Source organism: Pedobacter sp. GW822-FHT03F06 (assembly GCF_058801365.1).
The window spans coordinates 140,252-163,374 of the sequence record NZ_JBXANE010000003.1 but is presented as its reverse complement, the minus strand read 5'-3'; the positions used below and the strand labels follow the sequence as shown (position 1 = coordinate 163,374).

At 38.5% G+C, this 23,123-nt stretch carries 18 protein-coding genes and 1 tRNA gene; 11 read left to right on the top strand and 8 right to left on the bottom strand.

Features of this window, described 5'->3' with window-relative positions; all coding sequences use genetic code 11:
- Position 1 precedes the first annotated feature (1 nt).
- Complete coding sequence (gene aroB, locus AC1RJ8_RS06145) at positions 2-1,060, bottom strand: 3-dehydroquinate synthase (protein ID WP_492953149.1); 1,059 nt, start codon at positions 1,058-1,060, stop codon at positions 2-4.
- On the bottom strand, positions 1,060-1,266 hold the full coding sequence (locus AC1RJ8_RS06140; RefSeq protein WP_029275915.1) for an RNA-binding S4 domain-containing protein: 207 nt from the start codon (positions 1,264-1,266) through the stop codon (positions 1,060-1,062). The genes aroB and AC1RJ8_RS06140 overlap by 1 nt, the downstream gene beginning before the upstream one ends.
- A gap of 93 nt (positions 1,267-1,359) precedes the next feature.
- Between AC1RJ8_RS06140 and AC1RJ8_RS06135 the strand changes: the two genes are divergently transcribed.
- On the top strand, positions 1,360-2,544 hold the full coding sequence (locus AC1RJ8_RS06135) for a proline dehydrogenase family protein (RefSeq protein WP_492953150.1): 1,185 nt from the start codon (positions 1,360-1,362) through the stop codon (positions 2,542-2,544).
- A gap of 689 nt (positions 2,545-3,233) precedes the next feature.
- On the opposite strand, the gene AC1RJ8_RS06130 is transcribed toward AC1RJ8_RS06135, so the two are convergent.
- The 4 genes from AC1RJ8_RS06130 to AC1RJ8_RS06115 all read right to left on the bottom strand — a co-directional run bounded on the left by AC1RJ8_RS06130 (position 3,234) and on the right by AC1RJ8_RS06115 (position 7,337).
- Positions 3,234-3,554 (bottom strand): Mpo1-like protein, encoded by a 321-nt coding sequence (locus AC1RJ8_RS06130; protein ID WP_492953151.1) that lies wholly within the window; start codon positions 3,552-3,554, stop codon positions 3,234-3,236.
- Positions 3,555-3,562: 8 nt separating this feature from the next.
- A complete protein-coding gene (locus tag AC1RJ8_RS06125; RefSeq protein ID WP_492953152.1) occupies positions 3,563-4,198 on the bottom strand; it encodes an HAD family hydrolase in 636 nt (211 codons plus the stop codon).
- A 90-nt stretch (positions 4,199-4,288) separates the two neighbouring features.
- Positions 4,289-4,423 (bottom strand): hypothetical protein, encoded by a 135-nt coding sequence (locus AC1RJ8_RS06120; protein WP_492953153.1) that lies wholly within the window; start codon positions 4,421-4,423, stop codon positions 4,289-4,291.
- A gap of 205 nt (positions 4,424-4,628) precedes the next feature.
- Positions 4,629-7,337 (bottom strand): PQQ-dependent sugar dehydrogenase, encoded by a 2,709-nt coding sequence (locus tag AC1RJ8_RS06115; RefSeq protein ID WP_492953154.1) that lies wholly within the window; start codon positions 7,335-7,337, stop codon positions 4,629-4,631.
- Between the two features lie 276 nt (positions 7,338-7,613).
- On the opposite strand from AC1RJ8_RS06115, the gene AC1RJ8_RS06110 reads away from it, so the two are divergent.
- The 8 genes from AC1RJ8_RS06110 to AC1RJ8_RS06075 all read left to right on the top strand — a co-directional run bounded on the left by AC1RJ8_RS06110 (position 7,614) and on the right by AC1RJ8_RS06075 (position 16,806).
- Positions 7,614-7,838 (top strand): cold shock domain-containing protein, encoded by a 225-nt coding sequence (locus AC1RJ8_RS06110; protein WP_492953155.1) that lies wholly within the window; start codon positions 7,614-7,616, stop codon positions 7,836-7,838.
- Between the two features lie 716 nt (positions 7,839-8,554).
- Entirely contained in the window at positions 8,555-8,740 is a 186-nt protein-coding gene (locus AC1RJ8_RS06105; protein WP_492953156.1) for a cold-shock protein, read from the top strand.
- A 7-nt stretch (positions 8,741-8,747) separates the two neighbouring features.
- Positions 8,748-8,945, top strand: a complete 198-nt coding sequence (locus AC1RJ8_RS06100; RefSeq protein WP_492953157.1) for a cold-shock protein — start codon at positions 8,748-8,750, stop codon at positions 8,943-8,945.
- A gap of 105 nt (positions 8,946-9,050) precedes the next feature.
- Complete coding sequence (locus tag AC1RJ8_RS06095; RefSeq protein ID WP_493008033.1) at positions 9,051-9,260, top strand: S1 domain-containing protein; 210 nt, start codon at positions 9,051-9,053, stop codon at positions 9,258-9,260.
- A 129-nt stretch (positions 9,261-9,389) separates the two neighbouring features.
- On the top strand, positions 9,390-10,166 hold the full coding sequence (locus tag AC1RJ8_RS06090; RefSeq protein WP_492953159.1) for a helix-turn-helix domain-containing protein: 777 nt from the start codon (positions 9,390-9,392) through the stop codon (positions 10,164-10,166).
- A 566-nt stretch (positions 10,167-10,732) separates the two neighbouring features.
- Positions 10,733-13,876, top strand: a complete 3,144-nt coding sequence (locus tag AC1RJ8_RS06085; RefSeq protein ID WP_492953160.1) for a SusC/RagA family TonB-linked outer membrane protein — start codon at positions 10,733-10,735, stop codon at positions 13,874-13,876.
- Between the two features lie 6 nt (positions 13,877-13,882).
- Positions 13,883-15,385: a RagB/SusD family nutrient uptake outer membrane protein gene (locus tag AC1RJ8_RS06080; protein WP_492953161.1), complete on the top strand. Its 1,503-nt coding sequence runs from the start codon at positions 13,883-13,885 to the stop codon at positions 15,383-15,385.
- A gap of 2 nt (positions 15,386-15,387) precedes the next feature.
- A complete protein-coding gene (locus tag AC1RJ8_RS06075) occupies positions 15,388-16,806 on the top strand; it encodes an arylsulfatase (RefSeq protein ID WP_492953162.1) in 1,419 nt (472 codons plus the stop codon).
- 1,159 nt (positions 16,807-17,965) lie between these two features.
- Here the strand turns inward: AC1RJ8_RS06075 and AC1RJ8_RS06070 are convergent.
- The gene (locus AC1RJ8_RS06070; protein WP_492953163.1) at positions 17,966-19,234 is read right to left on the bottom strand and encodes an Hsp70 family protein; all 1,269 of its coding nucleotides are present in this window, start codon (positions 19,232-19,234) and stop codon (positions 17,966-17,968) included.
- A 152-nt stretch (positions 19,235-19,386) separates the two neighbouring features.
- On the opposite strand from AC1RJ8_RS06070, the gene AC1RJ8_RS06065 reads away from it, so the two are divergent.
- A complete protein-coding gene (locus tag AC1RJ8_RS06065; RefSeq protein ID WP_492953164.1) occupies positions 19,387-20,355 on the top strand; it encodes a ligand-gated ion channel in 969 nt (322 codons plus the stop codon).
- Positions 20,356-20,362: 7 nt separating this feature from the next.
- On the opposite strand, the gene AC1RJ8_RS06060 is transcribed toward AC1RJ8_RS06065, so the two are convergent.
- Positions 20,363-22,456 (bottom strand): HRDC domain-containing protein, encoded by a 2,094-nt coding sequence (locus tag AC1RJ8_RS06060; protein WP_492953165.1) that lies wholly within the window; start codon positions 22,454-22,456, stop codon positions 20,363-20,365.
- 225 nt (positions 22,457-22,681) lie between these two features.
- Between AC1RJ8_RS06060 and AC1RJ8_RS06055 the strand changes: the two genes are divergently transcribed.
- Positions 22,682-22,755, top strand: a tRNA-Ile gene (locus AC1RJ8_RS06055).
- The last annotated feature ends 368 nt before the right edge of the window (positions 22,756-23,123 follow it).

The following is a 23,123-nucleotide window of genomic DNA, read 5'->3' as shown; positions in this document are numbered from 1 at the left end:
TTTATAAACTATTGTAATAATCTAAACTGCTCAAAATATCGGCGGTACTTACACGGCAGTTAAATGTGCATTTACCTGTTGTTTCTAAAAGTGAAAAGAGAATGTTTCCATCTTCATTCTTTTTATCACTTTGCATCAGTTCCAAAAGTGTATCGAAACTTTCTTTTTTAATGTGGTATTTAGGGTATAAGGATAAAATATATCCACTAATATCCTTCAGTTCCTCCTGAGTTAAGGTGCTGTTTTTGATCGATAATGCGGCCTCACAAACAAAACCGATGGCAATGGCTTCACCATGTGTTAACGGATTTTCGTCATTCGCCAGAGAATACCCCTCTACAGCATGTCCAATGGTATGCCCAAAGTTTAAAATCTTACGCAGGTTTTTTTCATGTGGATCGATGGTAACCACTTCGTTTTTAATTTCTACTGATCGGTAAATATCTTGTGCCGAAGGGATTAGGTAATTGCTTTCTTTTAATTTTTCGTAATATGGCTTATCATAAATCAAGCCATGTTTGATCATTTCGGCAAAGCCCGATAAAAGTTCGCGCTGTGGTAATGTTTTTAAGAATGCAGTTTCGATAAAAACCATCTGTGGTAAGGTAAAGGTACCTACCATGTTTTTTACATTGTCGATATCGATCCCTGTTTTGCCACCTACTGAAGCATCAACCTGCGATAAAAGGGTAGTAGGTACATTGATAAAATCGATTCCTCTTTTATAGGTGGAGGCAATAAATCCGCCCATATCGGTAATTACACCGCCGCCTAAATTGATCATTAAACTTTTGCGGTCTGCTTCAAAATCCAAAAGCGTTTTCCAGATTCCGATACAAAAATCGATGTTTTTGTTTTCTTCACCTGCCGAAGTTTCGATCAGATCAAATTCAGCGTAATCATCTAAAAGTGATTGAAAAAGCGGTAAGCAGATTTCGCTGGTATGTTCATCTGCAAGTACAAAAACTTTGCTGTATTTGTTGCTTTCCAAAAGTGTTTTTAGCGCTTTTAAATTACTTTCGAAATATAAGGTGTGACCTGCGCTTGTTAGTGGTTCCATTAAATAACTTCTATTTTGTTTTCGCCAAAAGTAATAATATCGCCAACCCTAACCTTATAACGTTTACGAAATTCGACCTCGCCGTTAGTTTTTACTAAACCATCTTCTACCACGGTTTGGGCATCGCCGCCACTCCCAACTAATCCGCTTGCTTTTAACAGCTGGATTAATGGAATAAATTCGCCCTCTAATTTGAATTGTATCATTTTGTGCAAAAATACGATTATTTAGAGGTTTTTAGTTTTAACAACCAATGCTTTTTATAATTTTGCACCAATCTGACTTATTAATAAATAAAAATGGATTTATCCCCCAACAAACAACCAAATTTCGATAATACGGAAATTGCTTTCCGTCAAAAGTCTAACAACGAACTAAAAAAAGCATATTGGCTTTTTAAAATGATTGGCAGTAATTTCCTTACCAAAGTTGGTCCAGCCATTACCAATTTCTTTTTAAATATCGGTTTGCCAATTCAAGGTGCAATAAAAGCCACTATATTTCAACAATTTTGTGGAGGCGAAACCATTGCCGAATGCGATAAAGCCATTGAACAATTACATAAAGGCGGTGTAGGTACCATTTTAGATTATTCGGTTGAGGGGGAAGAGGAAGAACAGGTTTTTGATGAAACCTGTGCAGAAATTATCCGTACAATTGTTCGTGCTGATGGTGATACCAAAATTCCGATCACGGTTTTCAAAATAACGGGTATTGGCCGTTTTGCTTTATTGCAGAAGCTTGATGCCAAAGAAGTTTTAACGGAAACAGAACAGGCAGAATACAATAAAGTAAAACTTCGTTGCGAAATGATCTGTAAAACGGCTTTCGATAAAGGTGTGCCGATTATGATCGACGCAGAAGAAACCTGGATCCAGGATACCATTGATGAACTGGCTTTGGATATGATGCGTAAATTTAACCGCGAACGTATTATTGTTTACAATACCTACCAAATGTACCGCCATGATAAACTGGCTGATATGAAAGCCGATCATTTAATTGCCAAAGCTGATGGCTTTATTTTGGGTGTGAAAATGGTTCGTGGTGCTTATATGGAAAAAGAACGTAAACGCGCTGCAGAAATGGGTTACCCTTCTCCAATTCAGCCAGATAAAGCAGCGTCTGATCGTGATTATAACGAATCTTTACGTTATTGTGTAGATCACATCGAAGAAATAGCCATCGTTGCCGGAACGCACAATGAAGATAGCAGCCGTTTATTGACTTATCTTTTGGAGGAAAAAAATATTACACATAATCACCCTCATGTATATTTTGCCCAGTTGTTAGGGATGAGTGATAACTTGAGCTTTAACCTTGCCGATTCGAATTATAATGTAGCAAAATATGTTCCTTACGGACCTATTAAAGCGGTAATGCCTTATTTGTTCAGAAGAGCACAGGAAAATACATCGGTTGCCGGACAAACAGGTCGTGAGCTGGGTTTGATTGAAAGAGAATTGAAAAGAAGGAAACTGTAGTTCTTTTTCGGTTAACAGTTGGTAATTTTCAGTTTTGGATGGTGATTGATACTGCCGACTGAAAATTGTCAACTGTTTTTTCTTTTTGTGCGTCATGCTGAATTTATTTCAGCGTCTTATTAATCCATTATTTTTTTGAAAATGAGCATGCAGTAGTCCTTCGGGGCATGCAGTCTCGCTTTGCGCTATATCTTTTTGGCTGCCCTTCGGCTTCGCTATCAATGACGTTATTTTTGTAATCAATTAAATATGAACAATTTATATCGATTTCGTATTTCCACCCAACTAGGCCGTAGCACCATATCCCCGTTCTACTTAAATCCGGCCTAACAAATTTTTCGGGCTGCACTGCCCAAGCCAATCTACTAGCTTCGAAAGAAAACGGCGAAGCCCTCATGAATGCAGCTGAAAGTTATAAACAACAAATGAATAAATTTTCAGACGGTGTTTTTTGTTTCTTTTTGACATCAAAAAGAAAGAAGCCTGTCCGGCTAGGACTAATAAAACACCCCGTCCTGAGGACTCCCCTCTAAAAGAGGGGAATATATACCACTTGAAATTTAAACGTCATTTATATTGATTTTTATAAAATAAATTACCCCTCAGGGTGACAGCCAAAAAAGATGCCGCTTCATCCGATAGCTATCGGAACGAGTTTAGGTTGAGTGGTTGTTTTTAATCACGCAGTATTATTTCTTCACTACAAAAGACTGTTTCCCGGTCAAGAGATCGTAGAACAATATAAAATCGCTTATTAGACTATAACCGGGGTATTGAAAAGTTGCAGGTTTGTTTTTTTCGAAGAAAAAGTGACCAACCCACGCAAAACCATATCCAAGTATTGGAATTGCCAAAAAGAAATGCCAGTTGTGAAACAAAAATCCTGTGAAAAAAGCAAGACAAACCAATCCCGTACCAATAAAGTGTAAAATACGTGATGTGGTATTGGTGTGTTCTGACAAGTAAAAAGGGTAGAACTCTTTAAGCGACTTAAACTTTTTTTCTGACATACACTAATTTACAAAATTCCGTTCGCTTTTAAAAAGGTACCCAATTGCGCTGGTTTTTCGGTCATTAATAATGCATTTAATCCTACTTTTTTTGCGCCTTCAATATGTTGCGGACTATCGTCAATAAATAAAGTTTCAGCAGGATCTAAATTATTGTCTTTTAATACCTGTTCGAAGATATTGGTGTTGGGTTTGCGCAGTTTCATATGCTGAGAGAAATAAGCTTTCTCAAAATAAGCATCGTAATTGTTGATCTGGAAGGTTGCTTTCAGGTAATCAATGATCCAGTCGTAGTGGATTTCGTTGTTGTTGCTCAGTAAAAATGTACGGTATTTTTCTTTTAGCTGAAGCAATAAATCGTGGTTTTCCTGTATGGTACCAATTAATAAACTGTTCCATGCATCATCAATCTGCTGGTCGGTTAATTCGGGTTTATTAGCTGCTTTCCTAATTCCTGCTCTAAATTCGGCCGGAGAAATTGCCCCGGTTTCAAAGTCATCAAATAATCGGTTATGAGCTTTATGGGCAAAGAAATTTTCGATGTCGGTAATGCCCAACTTTTGAAAAGATGCTTGCGCAATTCTGAAATCGATATCAAATATTACGTTTCCGTAATCGAAAATAATGTTTTTAATGTTTTGCATGGAAATCCTTTAGCATTTGCTGCAAAGATATTATTGCTAATTTAATGGCGGGTATTAAACGGCATTTTTTTACAATAAAAAACCCGAAACCTATTGTAAGTAAGTTTCGGGCATAATATCTTGCGATGTGGCCATTCCCACCCCGATAGCTATCGGGGTGATTGGGAACCACGAAGTGTTCATCAAAGATAATCTTAATGCTTTAGTGGTATTTTCTATTTGCATTAAGATTTCCGCTTAATGTCATTAAATGAAGGAGAAAACAAAAAACATTGTCATCCTGAGCCTGTCGAAGGACAAATGTTTTTTGTTTTCGCTACCAAAAGGTCTTCGACAAGCTCAGACTGACAGCAACTGTGCTTAACTCCATGATATTGCATCTTCGCCTTCGTGGGAATGATGCAACATCAAAATGATTTTATTTATAGACCTATTTAGGTTCTACCGTTATCGATTGAATAATTGGTCTATTTTTTTTATCACTTGTTTTTAACTCTTTGAACACAAAATAAATGGAATGGAATTTTCCATCTGAAAGCATGTTGATCGGGATACTTTTCCTAAAGGTAGATTTGCCTATCATAATGCCTTTGCTATCATCTAACCTGATCTCGATTTCGCCATCTGATCCAGGATCAAGATTTAAAAATGAAAAACCAAATCCTGAAATACCAGTTAAATCAACATTTTTAACTGCTATCCAACCACTTTCTTTGGATAGGACAAGTTTTTCACCGCCGTAAATATCTTTTCGCTGAAAACCTTCAAAAACTTTAATGTCATCAGCATCAATTATACTGCTTTTAAGATTGATGGCGTTGGTTGTAGTTAAAGGTTTTAAACCTGTACCACCTGCATCAGTATAAGTGGCCTTTAAGGTTAACACCGATTTCTTTTTATCAATAGTTGCAGGAGGAACAATTTTTCCGGTTGTTGGAAGTGATGCTTTAACGGCTTCCTTGTTGCCCAAAGTCATAATCCATTCTGTAATTTTTTTCACTTCGGCTTCTTTCATTGCGGTATGCGCCGGCATCGGTACTTCTCCCCACACGCCATGGCTCCCGCCAATCACTTTCGAGGCCAGGTAATCAACCGCTTTGCTATCGTTTTTATATTTAACAGCAATTTTGTTAAACGCAGGACCAATGGAAGCAGCTGCTTCTTTATGGCAAGTGCTACAGTCAGATTTTAGCATTAATGTTTTGCCTACAAGGGTTTGTGCCGCTTGTTGGTGGCCCAATTGCGCGCCCGCTAAATCGGTTCCTTCGGTGTAGGTGTTGGAAATATAAATGCGGCTATTATTTACTTTTGCACCCTTATCACTCACTAAAACTTTGTAATCAACCGGTTTATTCGGGAAATAAAAACTTTTATTGCCTGCTAAATCTATACTTACATTAGGGTGTTCATTACCAGCAAAAACCGATACTACCTGGCTCTTCGCCGAAGTTTTACTTTTATCCATTACGGTAACACTTACCGGATATTCGCCTGCTTTAGTAAAGGTGTATTGTAAATTTGGTGTGGTAGTAGTTTTAGTAATTCCTTTTCCCAGGTTCCAAATGTAAGTCAAGGCATCTCCGTCTGGGTCTTTAGCCGTAACAGTTGCGTTTAATTTGTAAGGGAGTAATCCACTTGTTTTCGCAATATTTAAACTTTCAATTGATGGAGGTCGATTTCCTTTTAAATAATCAATCCTCGTAATTGCGGCATCAGGGTTTTTAGTAAACCAACCTTTACCATACTCGAGGATGTATAATTTCCCATCAGGCCCCAATTCCATATCAATAGGTGCAGCCAAAGAAACATTAGACATAAAGGGTTCCATGCTCAGGTAATCACCCTGTGCATTCATGGTTACGGCTTTAACCCATCCACGTACCCATTCGTAAATAATCAGTTTTCCGTTGTAATAAGCAGGGTAAGGTGAGTTTGCAGTTGCATAATAAACTGGTCCAGCCATTGCGGTACGCCCACCTGAACCTACCTGTGGAAATTCTGCCGATTCGCCATACGGATACCAGATATAAGCAGGTTGTGCAGGTGGAAGTTGTTCTAAACCTGTATTGTTTGGCGAATTGTTAATTGGCATTTCAGGATCAAAAGCATTGCCATTGGCTCCGTTGGTATAATCGTAAGCTTTATATGGGTAGTTATTACCTATAAATAGCGGCCAGCCAAAGTTACCGGCCTTGCGGGCCTGGTTTACTTCATCATATCCCCTGGGGCCCCTTAAAGCATCGTCGTTACTGGCATCGGGGCCAACTTCTCCCCAATATAAAAAGTTGTTTTTTTGATCTACCGAAATGCGGTAAGGATTTCTATTACCCATTACATAAATTTCGGGTTTAGATTTTGGATCATTTTTCGGAAAAAGGTTACCCTCTGGGATGCTGTAAGTTCCATCTTCATTTACTTTGATCCTTAAAATTTTACCCCTTAAATCATTGGTATTTCCTGCAGATCTTCTGGCATCGTATTGTTCTAAACCTTTTCTGTTGTCGAGCGGGGCATAACCTTTGTTCACATATTGTTCTTTGGGTACATCAAAAGGAGTAGAGTTGTCACCTGTCGAAACATACAATAAATTATCAGATCCAAAGGCGATAGATCCTCCGGTATGGCAACAGATTTCGCGTTGAGAATAAAATTCTAAAACGATTTTTTCTGATTCTTTTACAATCTGGTCGTTAATTAACTTAAATCTGGATAATCGGTTTACCGATTTATCAAAAGGGCTATAGAAAAGATAAATATATTTATTAACTGCAAATTTTGGGTCGGCGGCCATACCCAATAAACCTTCTTCTGCATTAACATTAGGGGTGCTGGTTTTAAAATAAACATCAAGTTTACCAGCTTCTTTAACTTTTTTTGTCTGGTTTTTATAAATCAATACTTCACCTCTGCGCTGTGCTACTAAAATATCCAGGTTAGGAAGGATGGTCATTTCGGTAGGCTCTGTAAATTCGCCCTGCGCAAGGGTAACTTTTACAAAACGGTCCTGATCTGGTGTATCTATTGTATTTTTAGGGAAAAATTCGAAAGCGTTGCCTTCGTAAATGTTTTTGTTTAGTGTTGTTGCCGATATTAATACTAATGCTATCGCAGATAACAGCAGGGTAAAAGTTGTTTTCATTTATTTGATTAAAGTATTTTGAATAAATATAGGATATAGTTTTATAGCCTGCAGTATTGTATCAAAATTTATGCGAATCAGGTCGAAATAGGATTGGATGATCGAGTTGTATATTGAATAGGTTCAAAATGAAGTGATAAGAAGTTTTCGGCCAAAATTCATACATCAACAAATTTATTGAGATGATCTATTTTTTGTTTAAGAATCTCTACTGTTCAATAGGTATTGTGCTGGTAATGTTAGTTTTATATAGGTATAAACTCTAAAAATATTACCATGACCGGAGTAATAACAGCTTACAATAAAGAAAGAGGTTTTGGTTTAATCTCTCAATATTTGGTTTTAGAAAGCATCTATTTTGATATAGTAGACTGCAAAGCGAAAGGTTTGTATGTTGGAAGTACTGTCGAATTTGATACTGTTATTGCGAAAAGAGGAGTAGTCGCTAAGAATATAATGGGGATAGCTAAACTTAAAGTGAGGCCAAAAAGTTTAATATAAGATTCGATTTAAAATCGGCAGGCCTTATCTCAATCAGTGTAAAAAGCTACAAAAATTAAAAATCATACAACTTCAAGTTGTTTTTTGAATTATTTTGTGTCAGCCTATTGTCATTCTGATTTTAATCTGTAACTTACAGAATGGGCGATAAAGTAAATTTGATTCTTGGAATAGTTTTCCTTTTGGGTGGTTTTAGTGTTTTCTTTGTGATTTTTAGCGGAAAAAAGGGTTAGTTCAATTTTCAAATACTTTTTTCAAGAGAAATTTTTCTCTTCGAATGGTTTATTTTGATGATGCGGCAAAATTCGGTATCCGAATAAAAAAAAAGAATTCATTTTCTGTTATTTACGACAGCCTTGTAGTATTTAGGGTTGTTTGGAATGTGCAAAAATAAAATGTAAGCTGAGTGCTTATTAATAGGAGCAGTTTTTACAAAATTTATTCTGTTAAGGCCTTGTATTACCTTATTGTGCCAATTGCAATATCGATGCTGGTAAAGCGTACTTGCTTTCGTCAGCTTTACGCTTAGTGTAACGCAATAAAATAGAGAAATTACTGATTCGGTTCGCGACTTTTTTTATTTAGAGGTGCTTTGTTTGCTCAGATGTCAAAATCATCATTAATTGTCGCTTAATCTATAGATTGAGTATCGAAATCTATTTAATTGCCAAAACTTTTTGAGTTTTTGTATGTTTGTTGTATTAAATCTAAATTAAATGCAAGGAACAGTGAAATTTTACAATGAATCTAAAGGTTTTGGCTTCATTATAACAGAAGACGGCGAAGAACTTTTTGTTCATGTTACAGGCTTGGTTGATAAAATAAGCCAGAACGATCGGGTAGAGTTCGAAATCGCTCAAGGAAAAAAAGGTCCCAATGCTGTTAATGTTAAACTGATTTAACGCTGCAATGAGATTAGGTACAGTAAAGTTTTATAACCCTAAAGAAGGTGTTGGCAGTATTACACCATCAAATGGTGGGCGCGAAGTGAGTGTTTTTGCCCGCGGTGTAATCGATCCGATAAAGCCCAATAATATTGTTCAGTTTGATATTGAATTTACACAAGGTGGCATCGAGGCCATTAAGGTGATGGTGCTATCTGCATAGTTAGGCCATTTAAAGAAAGTTCTTTTTGTATCGTATTACCGATCTGTTAATATTTGGCACAGTTTTTTGGCTTAGCTATATATTAGTTAACGCAAAAGGATCAAAATGGTGACAAAAGAAATGGGAACAATAGATTATTATAGTGAAACTGAAGGCTTTGGGAAAATCAGGAGCGATATTGGAGAAGAAGTTCTGTTTTATCAAAGCGGCCCAATAAATGGAGCTGATTTAAAAAAGGGTTTAAAGGTTTCTTTCGAATTGCATCAAACATTATCAATAGCAATGAATGTGCTGATTATTGAACCAAAAGATTAATAATTGTTCAATGTTTTTGATTCTTATAGCCTGTATTACAGATAGAATTTAATCATTATGATAGATTATTTTAGCAACTTGTAACCAAATCTGATAACTTTGGTCTTACTGTTGTTTATTCTTAAGTGTATGATACAGCTCGAGCCAATTACCGGTTTTTTTAAAAGAGAACGTGCGTTGCAGGCAATATACCCTATGCGTGTGTTGATTGTACGTGAGGGGAATGGTTTTTTGTGCATGAATTCTGGTGATTACCCCTTGTTAAATGGCAGGGTATTTTTTATTCCGGAAGAAGGTCTGGTTAGGCTCGAAGGAGAAATAACCTCAGGTTATTGGCTCAGTTTTAGCAGTTTATTATATGCCGAATTTTTACTTCAGCACTTAGATCCCCAAGCTAAGAATCTCTTCTTAAATTTGTCTTTCAGGGATCTCGATTCGCACAAATCAACTAAAACTTATAGTTTACTCGATCAGCTAAAAAAAGAAATCAATATCAAAAAAGATATGCCCTTTTTAGCGCAATACTTATCATTGTTTCTAGGTTTTACGGCTGGGTTAGATGGTTATCTTGCCGCTTTAACCTTAGATGATTTACAGCAGGTATTACGGTTTAGGGCCATTTTGGAGCAATTTTATAAGCGAGAAAGGTCCATTCAGTTTTATGCGGAGGGCATGGGGATGAGCACCGGCAAATTGAATAAATTTTTAGACCGTGTACTTGGAAAAAGCTTAACAGTGCTTATAAAAGATCGGATTATGCGCGAAGCGGAAGAATTGTTACTACATAGCGATTATACAGTTGATGAAATAGCCGAACTCTTGGGGTTTGAACAAACCACTAATTTTAGCACCAGTTTTAAACGGCATAAAGGCATGTCTGTACTTCAATTTAGCCGCCTAACTTAAATTGACTGAAAAATTGGTGCTTCTGCCAAAGAAATGTCCGTCAGTTCGATTTCATCTCTTCTAGAAAACAGGTTTCCAGACCTCACTACATTAATTGCTTGCACGCCTAACGCGTAAAGTTTTGCTTACTGCATCTATTTTATCAGCCGCACCAATTTTGCATTGGCTAAATTATAAAATCTTGGTCTAAAGAAAAAAAATATTCTTAATAATGTTACATAGCTGTATTTAAGCGCTTACAACCCTGCATCTACGTTAATTCTGAGCGGGTAAAATAAAAAGTCTAGTGAATTTGTAGTCTATTCAAAAAAAATTATATTTGCCAAAAATATAATCATTATGAAACAAGAGTTTACGAAATTTTTTCTCGTACAGGGCCCATTATTTATAGCGTTAAATAGGATGTACTGTTGCTGTTGATCTAAAAAGAATAGTTTGTTTCTGCTGTGCAGTAGGCAAAAAAAAGGAAAATACAAAAGTATTTTCCCTAGGCAAAATTAACGAAACAGGAATTCAATTGGCGTTGCACCTGTTTCAAATCAGTTCAAATCACCTATTTCAAAGTTATGCAAAATTTTGAGAAAGTCAATCCTGTACAAGGGGCTTTGGCTTTACGAAGTATTACGTTCAATTTTCGGTTGTACCTCTGGCAAACATGCCGCATTTTATTACCTGCATTATTTTTATACTTACCGCTGCTGTTGCAGGCACAAACCCCAACAGAACCTACAATCAATGCTACTTTATCAGGAACTGTAATCGATGCAAAAACCAAAGAAACCTTAATTGGCGCGTCAGTTAAAATTCAAGGGACAACCAATGGCTCATCAACTGATAGGGAAGGCAAATTCCGTTTAATTACCGGGCAAAAGTTCCCTTTTACTTTACTGGTTAATTTCGTCGGGTATAAACAAACCGAAGTGGTGGTAACGCAAAGTCAGATTACGGTTGAACTTGTAGAAGACTACAATCCACTGGATGATGTGGTTGTGGTAGGTTATGGCACACAGAAAAAGGTTAACCTTACCGGATCGTTGGCCACAGTAGATGCCAAAACATTGGCCAACAGACCGATTACCAATGCTACTCAGGCACTTCAAAATGTGCCGGGTGTTTTTACCAATCAAACCAAAGGCAGGCCTGGTGCCGATGCAGCTACCATCCGCATCCGCGGGGCAGGTACCTTAAATAACAACAACCCTTTGGTATTGGTTGATGGGATTGAATTTCCCTTGGGCGATGTTAACCCAAACGATATTGAGAGTGTAACCGTTTTAAAAGATGCAGCTTCTGCGGCCATTTATGGTAACAGAGCAGCAAATGGCGTGATTTTAGTAAAAACGAAAACTGGCAAAAGAGGCACATTTTCTATTGATTATAACTTTTATGCGGGCGTACAAAAGGCTACAAAGTTTCCAGATGTGGTAAGCAATACGGTTGATTACATGATCGGTAAAAACCGGGCCCTGGCTAATGAGGGCAAACCCGCTGAAAGTAGTGAAGCACTGATTAACGAATTTAGAAACGGTACTGATCCGTTTATTTATCCAAATACCAATTGGTTCGATATTATGTTCCGAAATGCAGCCATACAGGAACATAATCTCCGTATTTCTGGTGGTTCGGAAAAAACAGCTTTTTCTATCTCGCTGGGTTATTTAGATCAGGATGGTATTTTAATTGCTTCATCTGGTAAACGTTACTCCTTAAATTTGAATGTCAGCTCCGATATTACCAGAAAACTAAGGGTAGGTGCTAGTTTAACCGCTAATTTTTGGAACAGTAAAGAAAGTGCCTATAGTGCAGATGATGGTAATGGCGAAGGTGGTTTAATGGGTTTAACCTATCGTGGTTTGCCTTTTCAAACACCATATGCACAAGATGGTACCTATGCCGATCAGTGGATTCGGGTACCCGGGCATAACTTTTTCAGAAATACTGTTGCCCTGGCAAACGAAGGTTTTAACAAAAATAACCAGTACCGCACCCTGGCCAATGTGTTTTTAGAATATCAACTGCCATTCAATATCAAATATAAAACCACTTTGGGGGCAAACCTGCTTTATGGTATCAACAAATATTCTTATCCGGCCATTAACTTAACCAATCCAAAAACTGGCGTAGTAAGTCCAATTGGCAATACACCTGCGCGAGGGGTTCGGCAAATCAGTCAGAACAATATTAATATTACCAACTTTCATACGTTAAACTGGGAAGGTTCACTGGATAAACATCATTTTATTGTTTTGGCGGGCTTTAGTTTAGAACGTTTTGACGATGGTAACTTTTCTGCTTATAACGAGGGCTATCTGGGCAACGATTTAACAGAACTTAATGCGGGGAGTACATCACCTCAGGTTACGGGTACTTCGGGGGCTTCGAGGTTACAATCGTACTTTGGCCGTTTCAACTATAATTACAACGAAAAATACCTGTTCGAGGCCAATTTTAGGTATGATGGTTCGTCGCGCTTTGCCAAAGATAAGAGGTGGGGCTTTTTTCCTTCATTCTCTGCCGGATGGAGAGCCAGTGAAGAAGATTTTGTTAAAGACTTAAATGTTTTTAGTAATTTAAAACTTAGGGCATCATACGGCAAGTTGGGTAACCAAAATGTGTCGTTATTCAGTTATGTAGATGCCATCGCACTGGGACAGAATTATAATTTTAATGGAACCATTGTTAGTGGAGCGGCCATTACGCAGTTAAGCGATCCAAACATTACCTGGGAAACAACTACCATGAGCGATATCGGTTTAGAAGGTAGCTTTTTTAGAAGCAAGTTAACTTTTGAAGTCGATTTTTTTGATAAACAGACTTCGAAAATCTTAAGACAGATCAGTGTACCCGGGCAGGTGGGTAATTTAGCCGGACCTGTAAAAAACATTGGGGCAGTAAACAACCGTGGTTTCGAAATCACGCTTGGCTTTAAAGATTCGGTAAAAGATTTTCGCTACAACATCGATGCGAACCTTACCTATGTAAAAAATAAAGTAACCAATGTAAACGGTCAGAAATATTATAGCGGTAATACCATTATTCAGGAAGGATCGCCAATTGATAGCTTTTTTGGATTACAGGCGGAAGGAATTTTCCAAACTGCAGACGAGGTGAAAGCGCATGCTTTTCAAAATGCAGGTACGGTTGCCGGCGATTTGAAATATAAAGATGTAGATGGTAATGGTGTGATTGATAATAACGACCGTGTGGTAATCGGCAACAGTATTCCGAAATTCGTGTATGGTTTTTCTGGTGGTTTTGGCTATAAAAGATGGGATTTCAGTTTCATCTTCCAGGGCCTGCAGGATGTGGATACTTATTTAACCGGAAATTTAGCGCAACCGTTTAAAAATGGTGCAGGAGTAACCAACGATTGGCTCACCGATTCGTGGACTCCAACCAATACCAGCGCTTCTTTACCGCGTTTAACTACATCAAATGGTTATCCGCAAAACTTCCAGACTTCGAGCTTTTGGGTAAGGGACGCTTCTTATCTCAGGCTCAAAAATGTTCAGATCAGTTATTCGTTCCCCAATAAATGGTTAAATAAAGCCGGAATTGACGTGTTAAAGGTATTTGTTAATGCGCAAAACTATTTAACCTTTTCAAACTTCAAGTTTAGCGATCCGGAAAGGAATTTAACCCGAGCCGATCTAATCGAATATCCGAATGCGAAAACAATCAGTGCGGGAATTAATGTATCATTTAAATAACAGGTCATGAGAAAATATATTCTATTTATATCAATTTCGGTGTTCTTGTTTAGTTGTAAAGATTATCTGGATGTAACACCAACCGATCGTTTTACACAAGACACCTATTGGAATACAAAAGTTCAGGCAGAAGCGGCGCTGAACGGAACCTATGCCGCAATTTATTATAATGTTTATGCTGCCAATTCCATCTATTTGGATGCCTTAAGTCCGAATACTTACCAGTACAATAACGATTATAACATCATTTCGAGAGGCTTGCACAATGCGGCAACTGCTTATTTTAACGAAACCTGGAATGGGAGTTATAAAGGTATAGGCAGGGCCAATAATGTATTGGCCAATATCGATAAAGTGAGTATGGATGGCGCCTTAAAAGAAAGGTATAAAGCTGAAGCTAAATACCTGCGTGCCTTATATTATATTCCCCTTTGGAACTTATTTGGTGGGGCGCCATTAATTACCGATGCCACCAATTACGAAACCCAGGCCAATTTGCCAAGAAACACGGCCGATGAATTGCTGGCGCAGATTTTAAAAGATTTAACCGAAGCCTCATCAGGAACTGCATTGCCTTTAACCTACTCTGGTGCTGATAAAGGAAGAGCAACACGCGGCGCGGCCCTAGCGTTAAAAGCAAGGGTTTTATTATATGCCAAACGTTGGAAAGAAGCTGCAGAAGCTGCAAAAGCAGTTATCGATTTAAAAACATATAGCTTGTTTCCCGATTACCGCGGTTTGTTCTATCTGGAAAACGAAGGCAATGCCGAAGTCATTTTTGATGTGCAATATAAATACCCCGAGTTTACCCATTCGCTCGATATCAGTTTAGATCAACAATTGGGTTCAGCACCCTTGCCCGATCTGGTCAATACTTATTATGCAACTGATGGTAAGCCAATCAGCAATTCGGCCGTTTACAATGCCGCAAAACCTTTCGAAAACCGCGATAGCAGATTGCAGGCAACGGTAATTTTACCCGGTACAACATTTAAAGGGGCTACGGTAACCGCTATTCAATACCCGAGTACAGGTTATGGATTAAAAAAATATACTATTTTTAAAGACAATGAAAAACCTGTAGCGGCACCAACCAGCGGAACCTCTGAATTGAATTTAATTTTACTTCGGTACGCTGATGTGCTCTTGATGTATGCTGAAGCAAAAAATGAAGATACTGGGCCAGATCAATCGGTTTTTGATGCTTTGAATTTAATAAGAGCAAGAGCTAAGATGCCAAATATTTCATCTACCTTAGGTCAGGAAGAACTGAGGGCGGAGATTAGGCATGAGCGGAGAGTAGAGCTGGCAGGAGAAGGTTTATATTATTACGATATACGCAGGTGGAGAATTGCCGACCAGTTATTAAATGGAAATATTACCAACAGTGCAGGTGCAAGGATTGATAGCCGCCTGTTCGATGCCAATAAAGATTATTTATGGCCCGTGCCTTCAATAGCAATCCAGAATAATCCAGCATTAAAACAGAATCCCAACTATAATAAATAGAAATGAAGAATGTAATAAAATTTATAGCTTTTGCTACAATGATGGGCAGTGTAGCTGTGGCACAGGCACAAAGCAAAAAGAAACCCAATATTATTTTTATCCTGGCTGATGATCTTGGCTATGGTAATGTACACAGTTTTAACCCGAATTCTAAAATCCCTACGCCGAACCTGGATAGGCTCACTGAAGAAGGTATTAAGTTTACCCGTTTCTATTCTGGAAACACGGTTTGCGCCCCTTCAAGATGTGCTTTGATGACAGGTTACACCATGGGCCATGCCTGGGTTAGAGGTAATGCAAAAGCAAAAGACGGACTTGCGGCTTTACGTGCACAGGATACTACTTTGGCTGAACGTTTAAAAGGAAACGGTTATAAAACAGGTATGTTTGGTAAATGGGGTTTAGGCGATGAAGACAGCAAAGGTGCACCACATTTAAAAGGCTTTGATAGTTTTTACGGCTATCTGGATCAATCGCATGCGCACGATTATTATACCAATCGTTTGTACGAAATTGTTGGCGGTAAAACAGTTGAGGTGCCTGTTGATACCACAAAATATACCGAAGACCTGATTGTAAATAAAGCAGTAGATTTTATCAATGCCAATAAAGATCAGCCTTTCTTTTTATATCTGCCTTTAACGGTTCCACATGCGGAACTGAAAGTACCTGCAGAACTATTGAAGAAATTCCAGCATGCAGATGGTTCGAGTAAATTTCCACCAGAAACTCCTTTTGAGAAAAAAGGAAACTACGATAGTCAGGCGCAGCCACATGCTGCTTTTGCTGCCATGGTAAATAAACTTGATACTGATGTGGGTACTATTGTAGCCCTGATCAAAAAGTTAGGTTTGGATAACGATACCTACATTTTCTTTACCAGTGACAATGGTCCGCATAAAGAAGGTGGTGCCGACCCCGTGTTTTTTAACAGCAGTGGCGAGTTTAGGGGAGTAAAAAGAGATCTGTATGAAGGTGGGATCCGCGTGCCGTTAATTGTAAGGGCACCGGGTAAAATTGCAGCCGGGCAGGTTAATCCAACACCATGGGCATTTTGGGATGTATTGCCAACCCTTGGCGAACTTAGCGGAACAGCAACGCCAAAAAATATTGATGGGCTGTCGTTCTCTCCATTGTTGAGTGGAAAAAAAGCAGTTAAAGAACATGAATATTTCTACTGGCAGTTTAACGAAGACGGTCTAAAAGAAGCTGTAACCAAAGGCGACTGGAAATTGATCCGGTTTAAAAATAAAGGCACGGCCGAGAAGCTGGAGCTATATAACCTAAAGGCTGATATTGGCGAAAAAAATAATATAGCAGCCAAAAACCCTGATACGGTAAAGGCGCTTTATGCTTTAATGAAACAGGCTAAAACACCTTCAGAAAATCCACGTTTTGATTGGTCGGAAATTGAAAAATAGATGAAGAGGATTAAGCCAATGCTGGTTTTGAGCTGTACTTTGATTTTTGCCTGTAAAAATGGTACGTTGAAGCAGAATACTCAAGTGAAATATAAGCCCGCGGCGTGTTGTTCGTCTAATCTGCCATCACGCTTTGGTATAAAAGCGACGGGTAACGTTAGCCCATTCGGCGATAAACAGATTAAAAAATCATTGTAAAATGAATTCCAAGGTTGGTGTCTCACCAACCTTTTTTTTTGAATCTGATGTTGGTAGTATAGTGGAGGGGTAATTATTTTCATTAATTAACAGAAAATGAATGGCTTGTGGTTTTTGGCGGTTTGCAGCCCCGCTTTACATTACTCCCGACTTAACGTCGGGATTCATTGCAATCGGGTTTAGGAACAGGGGGCTGCACCTTGCAACCGTAAAAAAGAAATACTGTTTTTGTCCACTAGCCCCGGTTGAAGCGTTACTCCAATGTCATTAAGTTAAGAGATAAATCATAAAAAGATGTCACCCTGAGCGTAGTCGAAGGGCATTTATTTGCGTTTTATCGATCTCAAGAAGTCTTCGACTACGCTCAGACTGACGACCACTATGCTTAACTTAATGACATTGAGCGTTGCCCTGCAGCAACGAGATAGGAGGAAGCGAAGCGGAAAACGGGAAGAAAGAATGTTTGCACAGGCATTGCGCTCCATATGGAAATTGGTGTTTTTTCTCCTCGGCCTGTGTCCTCACAGGCCGAAATCTAAATTAAATGGTCTGTGAGGACACAGACCATGGTATAAGGTGCACCTAGCAACCACAAATATGAAATACTGTTTTGGCCTATTAGCCCTGGTTGAAGCGTTACTCCAATGTCATTAAGTTAAGAGATAAATCATAAAAAAGATGTCACCCTGAGCGTAGTCGAAAGGCATTTATTTGCGTTTTATCGATCTCAACAAGTCTTCGACTACGCTCTCCACAGGAGTCCTTTGGACAGACTGACGACCACTATGCTTAACTTAATAACATTGAGCGTTGCCCTGCAGCAACAAGATACGAGGAAGCGAAGCGGAAAACGGGAGGAAAAGAATGTTTTGCACAGGCATTGCGCTCCAAATCCAAATCAGTTTTCTTCTCCTCGGTCTATGAGGTACGCAGAAAGTGCTGTTATGTTGAAGATTTATCTTTAATCCTCAAATAGATAGCCACTATAAGCCAATCCTTTGGCTACACTTTTAAAATTATCGCCAGAGTTTAATGGAATGTGTGGGAATTTGGATTTAAACAGATTTTGTACGGCCGAAACCATCGATGTTCCTCCGGTTAAAAATAAACAGTCAATTTCCGCTGGCTTGATTTTATAGGTTTCCATAAACTGATCCAGGTAAGCATCGATTTTGTTGATGTCTTTTTCTATAATCGCATTGTATTGTCCGAGCGAAATATTTTCATCAATCTCGATCCCCATATTGCTATAGGCAAATGTAGAAACAGGTTGGTCAGAAAGTTCGATTTTCGTTTTCTCAATCGATCTGAACAAGGAATAACCGAGATTATTTTCGATCAAGGTGATCAGGTTTTTAAATTTCGGATCGTTTCCAGAGTAATAATAATACTCCTCAATCTCTTTCTGGATTTTTAAACCATTAAAAAAGTTCATTTTATCCCAGGTGCAGATATTGGCAAAAAGCGATTTCGGCACATTTAAAACTTTGCCAGGGGTAGCTTCATACATGGTGTTCTTCCCAAAATATGGTGTGCCTTTATCCCACATGAAAGCGGAATCCAGACTATCGCCGCCAATGTATATACCGCCCGAGGCTATCATATCATTTTTGCGGTTTTTGCTGCCAACTTTATCCGGATCGAGGATCAGGTAGGTGAAATCTGTTGTACCCCCACCTAAATCGGCTACTAACACGCGTTCTTTTTTCCTGATTGTTTTTTCGTAGGCAAAGGCCGCCCCGATAGGTTCGAATTGAAAACGCACATCAGTAAAACCTGCACTTTCAGCGGCTTTTTTTAACCTGGTCTGCGCCAGGGTATCTTTCATGGTATTATCATCGTCAAAGAAAACCGGCCGGCCGATAATGGCTTTGTGGCAATCTTCGCCCGTAATCAGATCCGCTTTTTCTTTCAGGTCTTTAAGAATGAGCGTAACCAGATCAGATGCTGTGTATCTTTTATTGTGAATACGGGTTTCGGTAAAAGTAGTTCTCGAAAGGATCTGTTTAATGGATTTGATAAAGCGGCCTTTCATGCCGTCATTCAGGTAAGCATCTATTGCTTTTTCGCCAACAATATGGCTTTCACCATCAACCATGCTTTTTACTTCGGTAAAATAGATCAACGAAGGGATAGAAATCGTATCTACAATTTCTTTCTTTTCTTCATCATAAATAGAAAGCGCCGAATTGGTTGTTCCAAAATCGATTCCGTATAAAAACTTACTCATGGCCGGGTATGTTGTGGTTGGGGGCTAAAATGGGGTTGCGAAAGTATTAAAAAAAAGCGAGGTCTGAAAGCTTTTTAAGCTTAAATATACCTTGTATATAAAACCTTATTCACTATATTTAAAAAACATTCACGCTTTAAATTAAATCACAGTTGAAAACTACTATACTCTTTTTACTGGGCTTAATTTTCCAGCTTTTTTGCATCAATACTGTTTCTTTCGCTCAAAAAAATATACCTGATACTGTAAAGACAGGAATTTATGTAACGAGCATCCATGATATAGATTTTAAAGACAAAGAATACACCGTTAATTTTTGGCTATGGCTAAAATATAAAAACAAGGAATTTAATTTTGCCGATAACCTGGAGATACCGCAGGCCAAAACGGTTAGCAAATCATTTTCTACGATCGATAGTAGTGGTAATGAAGTGTATATGCTCATGAAACTGCAATGTGTAATGAAAGATTCGTGGTCGATCAATAATTTTCCGTTCGATCACCAGTTGCTGAGGCTTTCTGTAGAAAATTCTCAATTTGATTCAGCAGCCTTGGTATTTGTTCCTGATACCCTGGGCAAACAATTTGATCCGCGGTTTACCCTTCGCGGATGGAATATCGACAGTTTAAAAACTTCTGCAGCCAATAAAATTTATGAAACAGCTTTTGGCGATCCAGGTATAAAAGTGCCAAGAACCGAATACAGTAGTTATAAGGTGAGGATCGGGATTAGCAGAGATGCTTTTGGACTATTCTGGAAAATGTTTTTAGGCATGTATGTTGCTTTTTTTATCGCTTATATGTGCTTTTATATCCATGCCGATAGCATCGATTCGCGTTTTGGACTAAGTGTAGGTTCTCTTTTTGCCGTAATCGGTAATAAATACATTATAGATGGTTCGCTCCCCGAATCGACCACTTTTACATTGGTAGATACCTTACACGGAATTACCCTGGTATTTATTTTGATCGTGATTGTACTGACAGCCTTTTCCTTAAAAATGATCAAAAGAGGAGAGGAGAAAAAAGCGGAAAGGTTTGATCGGTTTTTCTCCATCTCGCTTTTAACCGTTTACCTTCTTTTAAATATTTTCTTTATTGTAAAAGCTATAAATGCTTAGCCGAAGATTAAAATAACTCACTTGTACCCAAATGGGCGTTTACAATGCGGGTAATCTGTTGGCCAAGTTCTTTTGCATTGCCAATTCCTACGCTTTTTAGTGCTGCCAGCTGATCGGTAGTTCTGGGCATTTTTTCTGCAATAGAAAGTAGTGCTAAATCTGAAAGTACAGCATAATCTTGCGTACCGCGTTGCAGCGCGATTGTTTTGCGCCATTCGACCAGGTTTTTATAAACCTGTGGATTGGAAATCTCCTTTGGCTTGATGCTCGATTTAACTGATTTTTTCTCCGGTTGTTTATTGCCTGCCGCGTGCAAAGTATTGATATAATCTTTGATCGAAAATGGATTCCACGAAATTTTAAATAAGGCCAGTTTTATCTGCAGTGCATCTTTACAGTCGTTTAATACCGTAAGCAGTTTGTCGGAGTGGGTATCGTTATAAAAGTTGATGGCCACAATTTTTGCCATTAAGCTAATCAACTGCTCGAGTTTTGGAACGAAATAATCAGATGCTTTCTGTAAACGTTCCATAAAAGCACTTTCATTTGCCGGATTTTCATCGGTGCTTATTTTCGAAAATTCCTTGGCAATAAAATTCCTGGCGACTTTAAATATTTCATGCTGAAGGATTTGGTTGCCTTGCTCATAAATGGACAAAAAGGCATTCTTTTCATCTTTGTCGATCAGTTTAGACCGGCCGAGTTTTTCCCAGTCTTTGGCTACCAGCGAGAAATCCAGCAATTCATGGATCAATCCCCAGGCATATTGCTGCGTATAACGTGCCAGCAGTTCAGCCGTAGGTTTATCCTGGTGAGTGGCTTTTGTAAAACTGATTACTTTGGCATCGGTAATGATGTTTTCGGCAACCACAGGCGATTTTAGGATGAGCCCCTCTAAGCTTCTGCAACGGCTGAGTGCTACGTACGCCTGTCCGTGGGTAAATGCAGTGCTTACATCCACGATCGCCTGGTCGAAGGTTAATCCCTGGCTTTTATGTACGGTAATGGCCCAGGCCAGTTTAAAAGGGTATTGTGAAAATGATCCGGTACTGGTTTCGTCGATTTTATTTTCTTCGTCACTCAGGCTATATTTAACATTTTGCCAGATTTCTTTTTCCACTTCAATTTCCCTGCCGCCATTGGTGAAGGTTACTTTTATCGAATCCTGATTAATAGCCGTTATTTTTGCCGCTTTTCCGTTGTAAAATTGCCTTTTGCCCGAAGAATCATTTTTGATAAAGATGACCTGCGCACCCAGTTTTAACTGGAGTTTTTCGTCGGTAGGATAGGCATCCTTCGGGAAATCGCCACTTACTTCCGCATTAAATTCGAAAATTTCTCCAGGTAATTTTTCTAAACAGCCCTGGTTAATTTCGTTAACCAGCTGGTTGTGTGTGGTTAAAGTAATGTAATCATCTTTCCATTCCTGATCTAAAGATGGATCGTAACGCTCATTCAGTTTCGCTAGTAAACCCGCATCAAGACTGTTTTCGCGCATGCCGTTCAAAATATCCAGAAATATGGGGTCTGACTGGCGATAAACTTTATCTAAGGCAAACGTAAGCATTGGCGTAGACCTGAAAATCAGGCTATCGAAAAAATAGGGACTGGAATAATAACTGCCCAGGATATGCCAGGCATCATGAAAAATAGGAGAGAGCTGGTAGAGATCGCCAATCATTAATACCTGCACACCACCAAAGGGGCGGTTAGAGCCTTTAACACGCTTTAAAGTACGGTCGATAAAATCAATCAGATCTACCCTTACCATACTAATCTCATCAATAATCAATAAATCGAGGCAGCGTAATAACCTTGTTTTTTCATCGGAGTATTTAAAGTTCGTTTCCGCATTTTCATCAACAACCGGAACCAAAGGACCAAAGGGAATCTGAAAAAAGGAGTGAAGCGTTACACCTCCGGCATTTATTGCCGCAACAGCGGTAGGTGCAACAATAGCGAAATTCTTTTTAGTGGTATCCCTAATCTTGCGCAGGAGGGTAGTTTTACCCGTTCCGGCTTTACCGGTTAAAAAAACTGGCTGGTTGGTGGTGGCTAAAAAATCTAAAAGAAGCTGGTTGTCCGGATCGGGCGTATTCATATCAATTACAAAATTAACCTATTCGAAATGGATTTGAGGATAGATAAACAGGCGTTTTATCCACAATTTTAATCTGAAAAGAAGCTCGGTAAAATGAAAAGTAAAATTAAGCGCTTGAAAATGAGTTTATATTCTTCCTTTTTAAGAAAAAATGCCGAAAACATTTTCGAAAATTCAATTCAAATTTGTAACATTGCACTCGCAAAAAAGGATAACCTTTTTTCCGGGCCTATAGCTCAGCTGGTTAGAGTAGAAGACTCATAATCTTTTGGTCCCTGGTTCGAGCCCAGGTGGGCCCACTGCTTTAAACCCCTTTAAGGATAACTTGAAGGGGTTTTTTGTTGCGCAGGAAACTATGCTACAGGTTATTTAAAGGCTGTTTTCTGCAATAGTAGAACTGCTACTCACTTATATATATTCCCTCCTATATCCACTTGGATAACATTTTCAGACCTTATCAAAATCAATAAAGTCTGCTTTTCAAAAATTTAAGCAACTACAAAAAGACCGTAAGAAAAAAGGACAGCAGTTTTGTTTAAAAATTAATGGAAATACCTGGTTTTAGGTAGATCTATATAGTGGTTTATAGTTGTTTTAATCTATTTGAGCCAAATTATTGGATATTGGCACTGCAGTTGCATCTGGGTATTTTAAAATTTAGAATTAA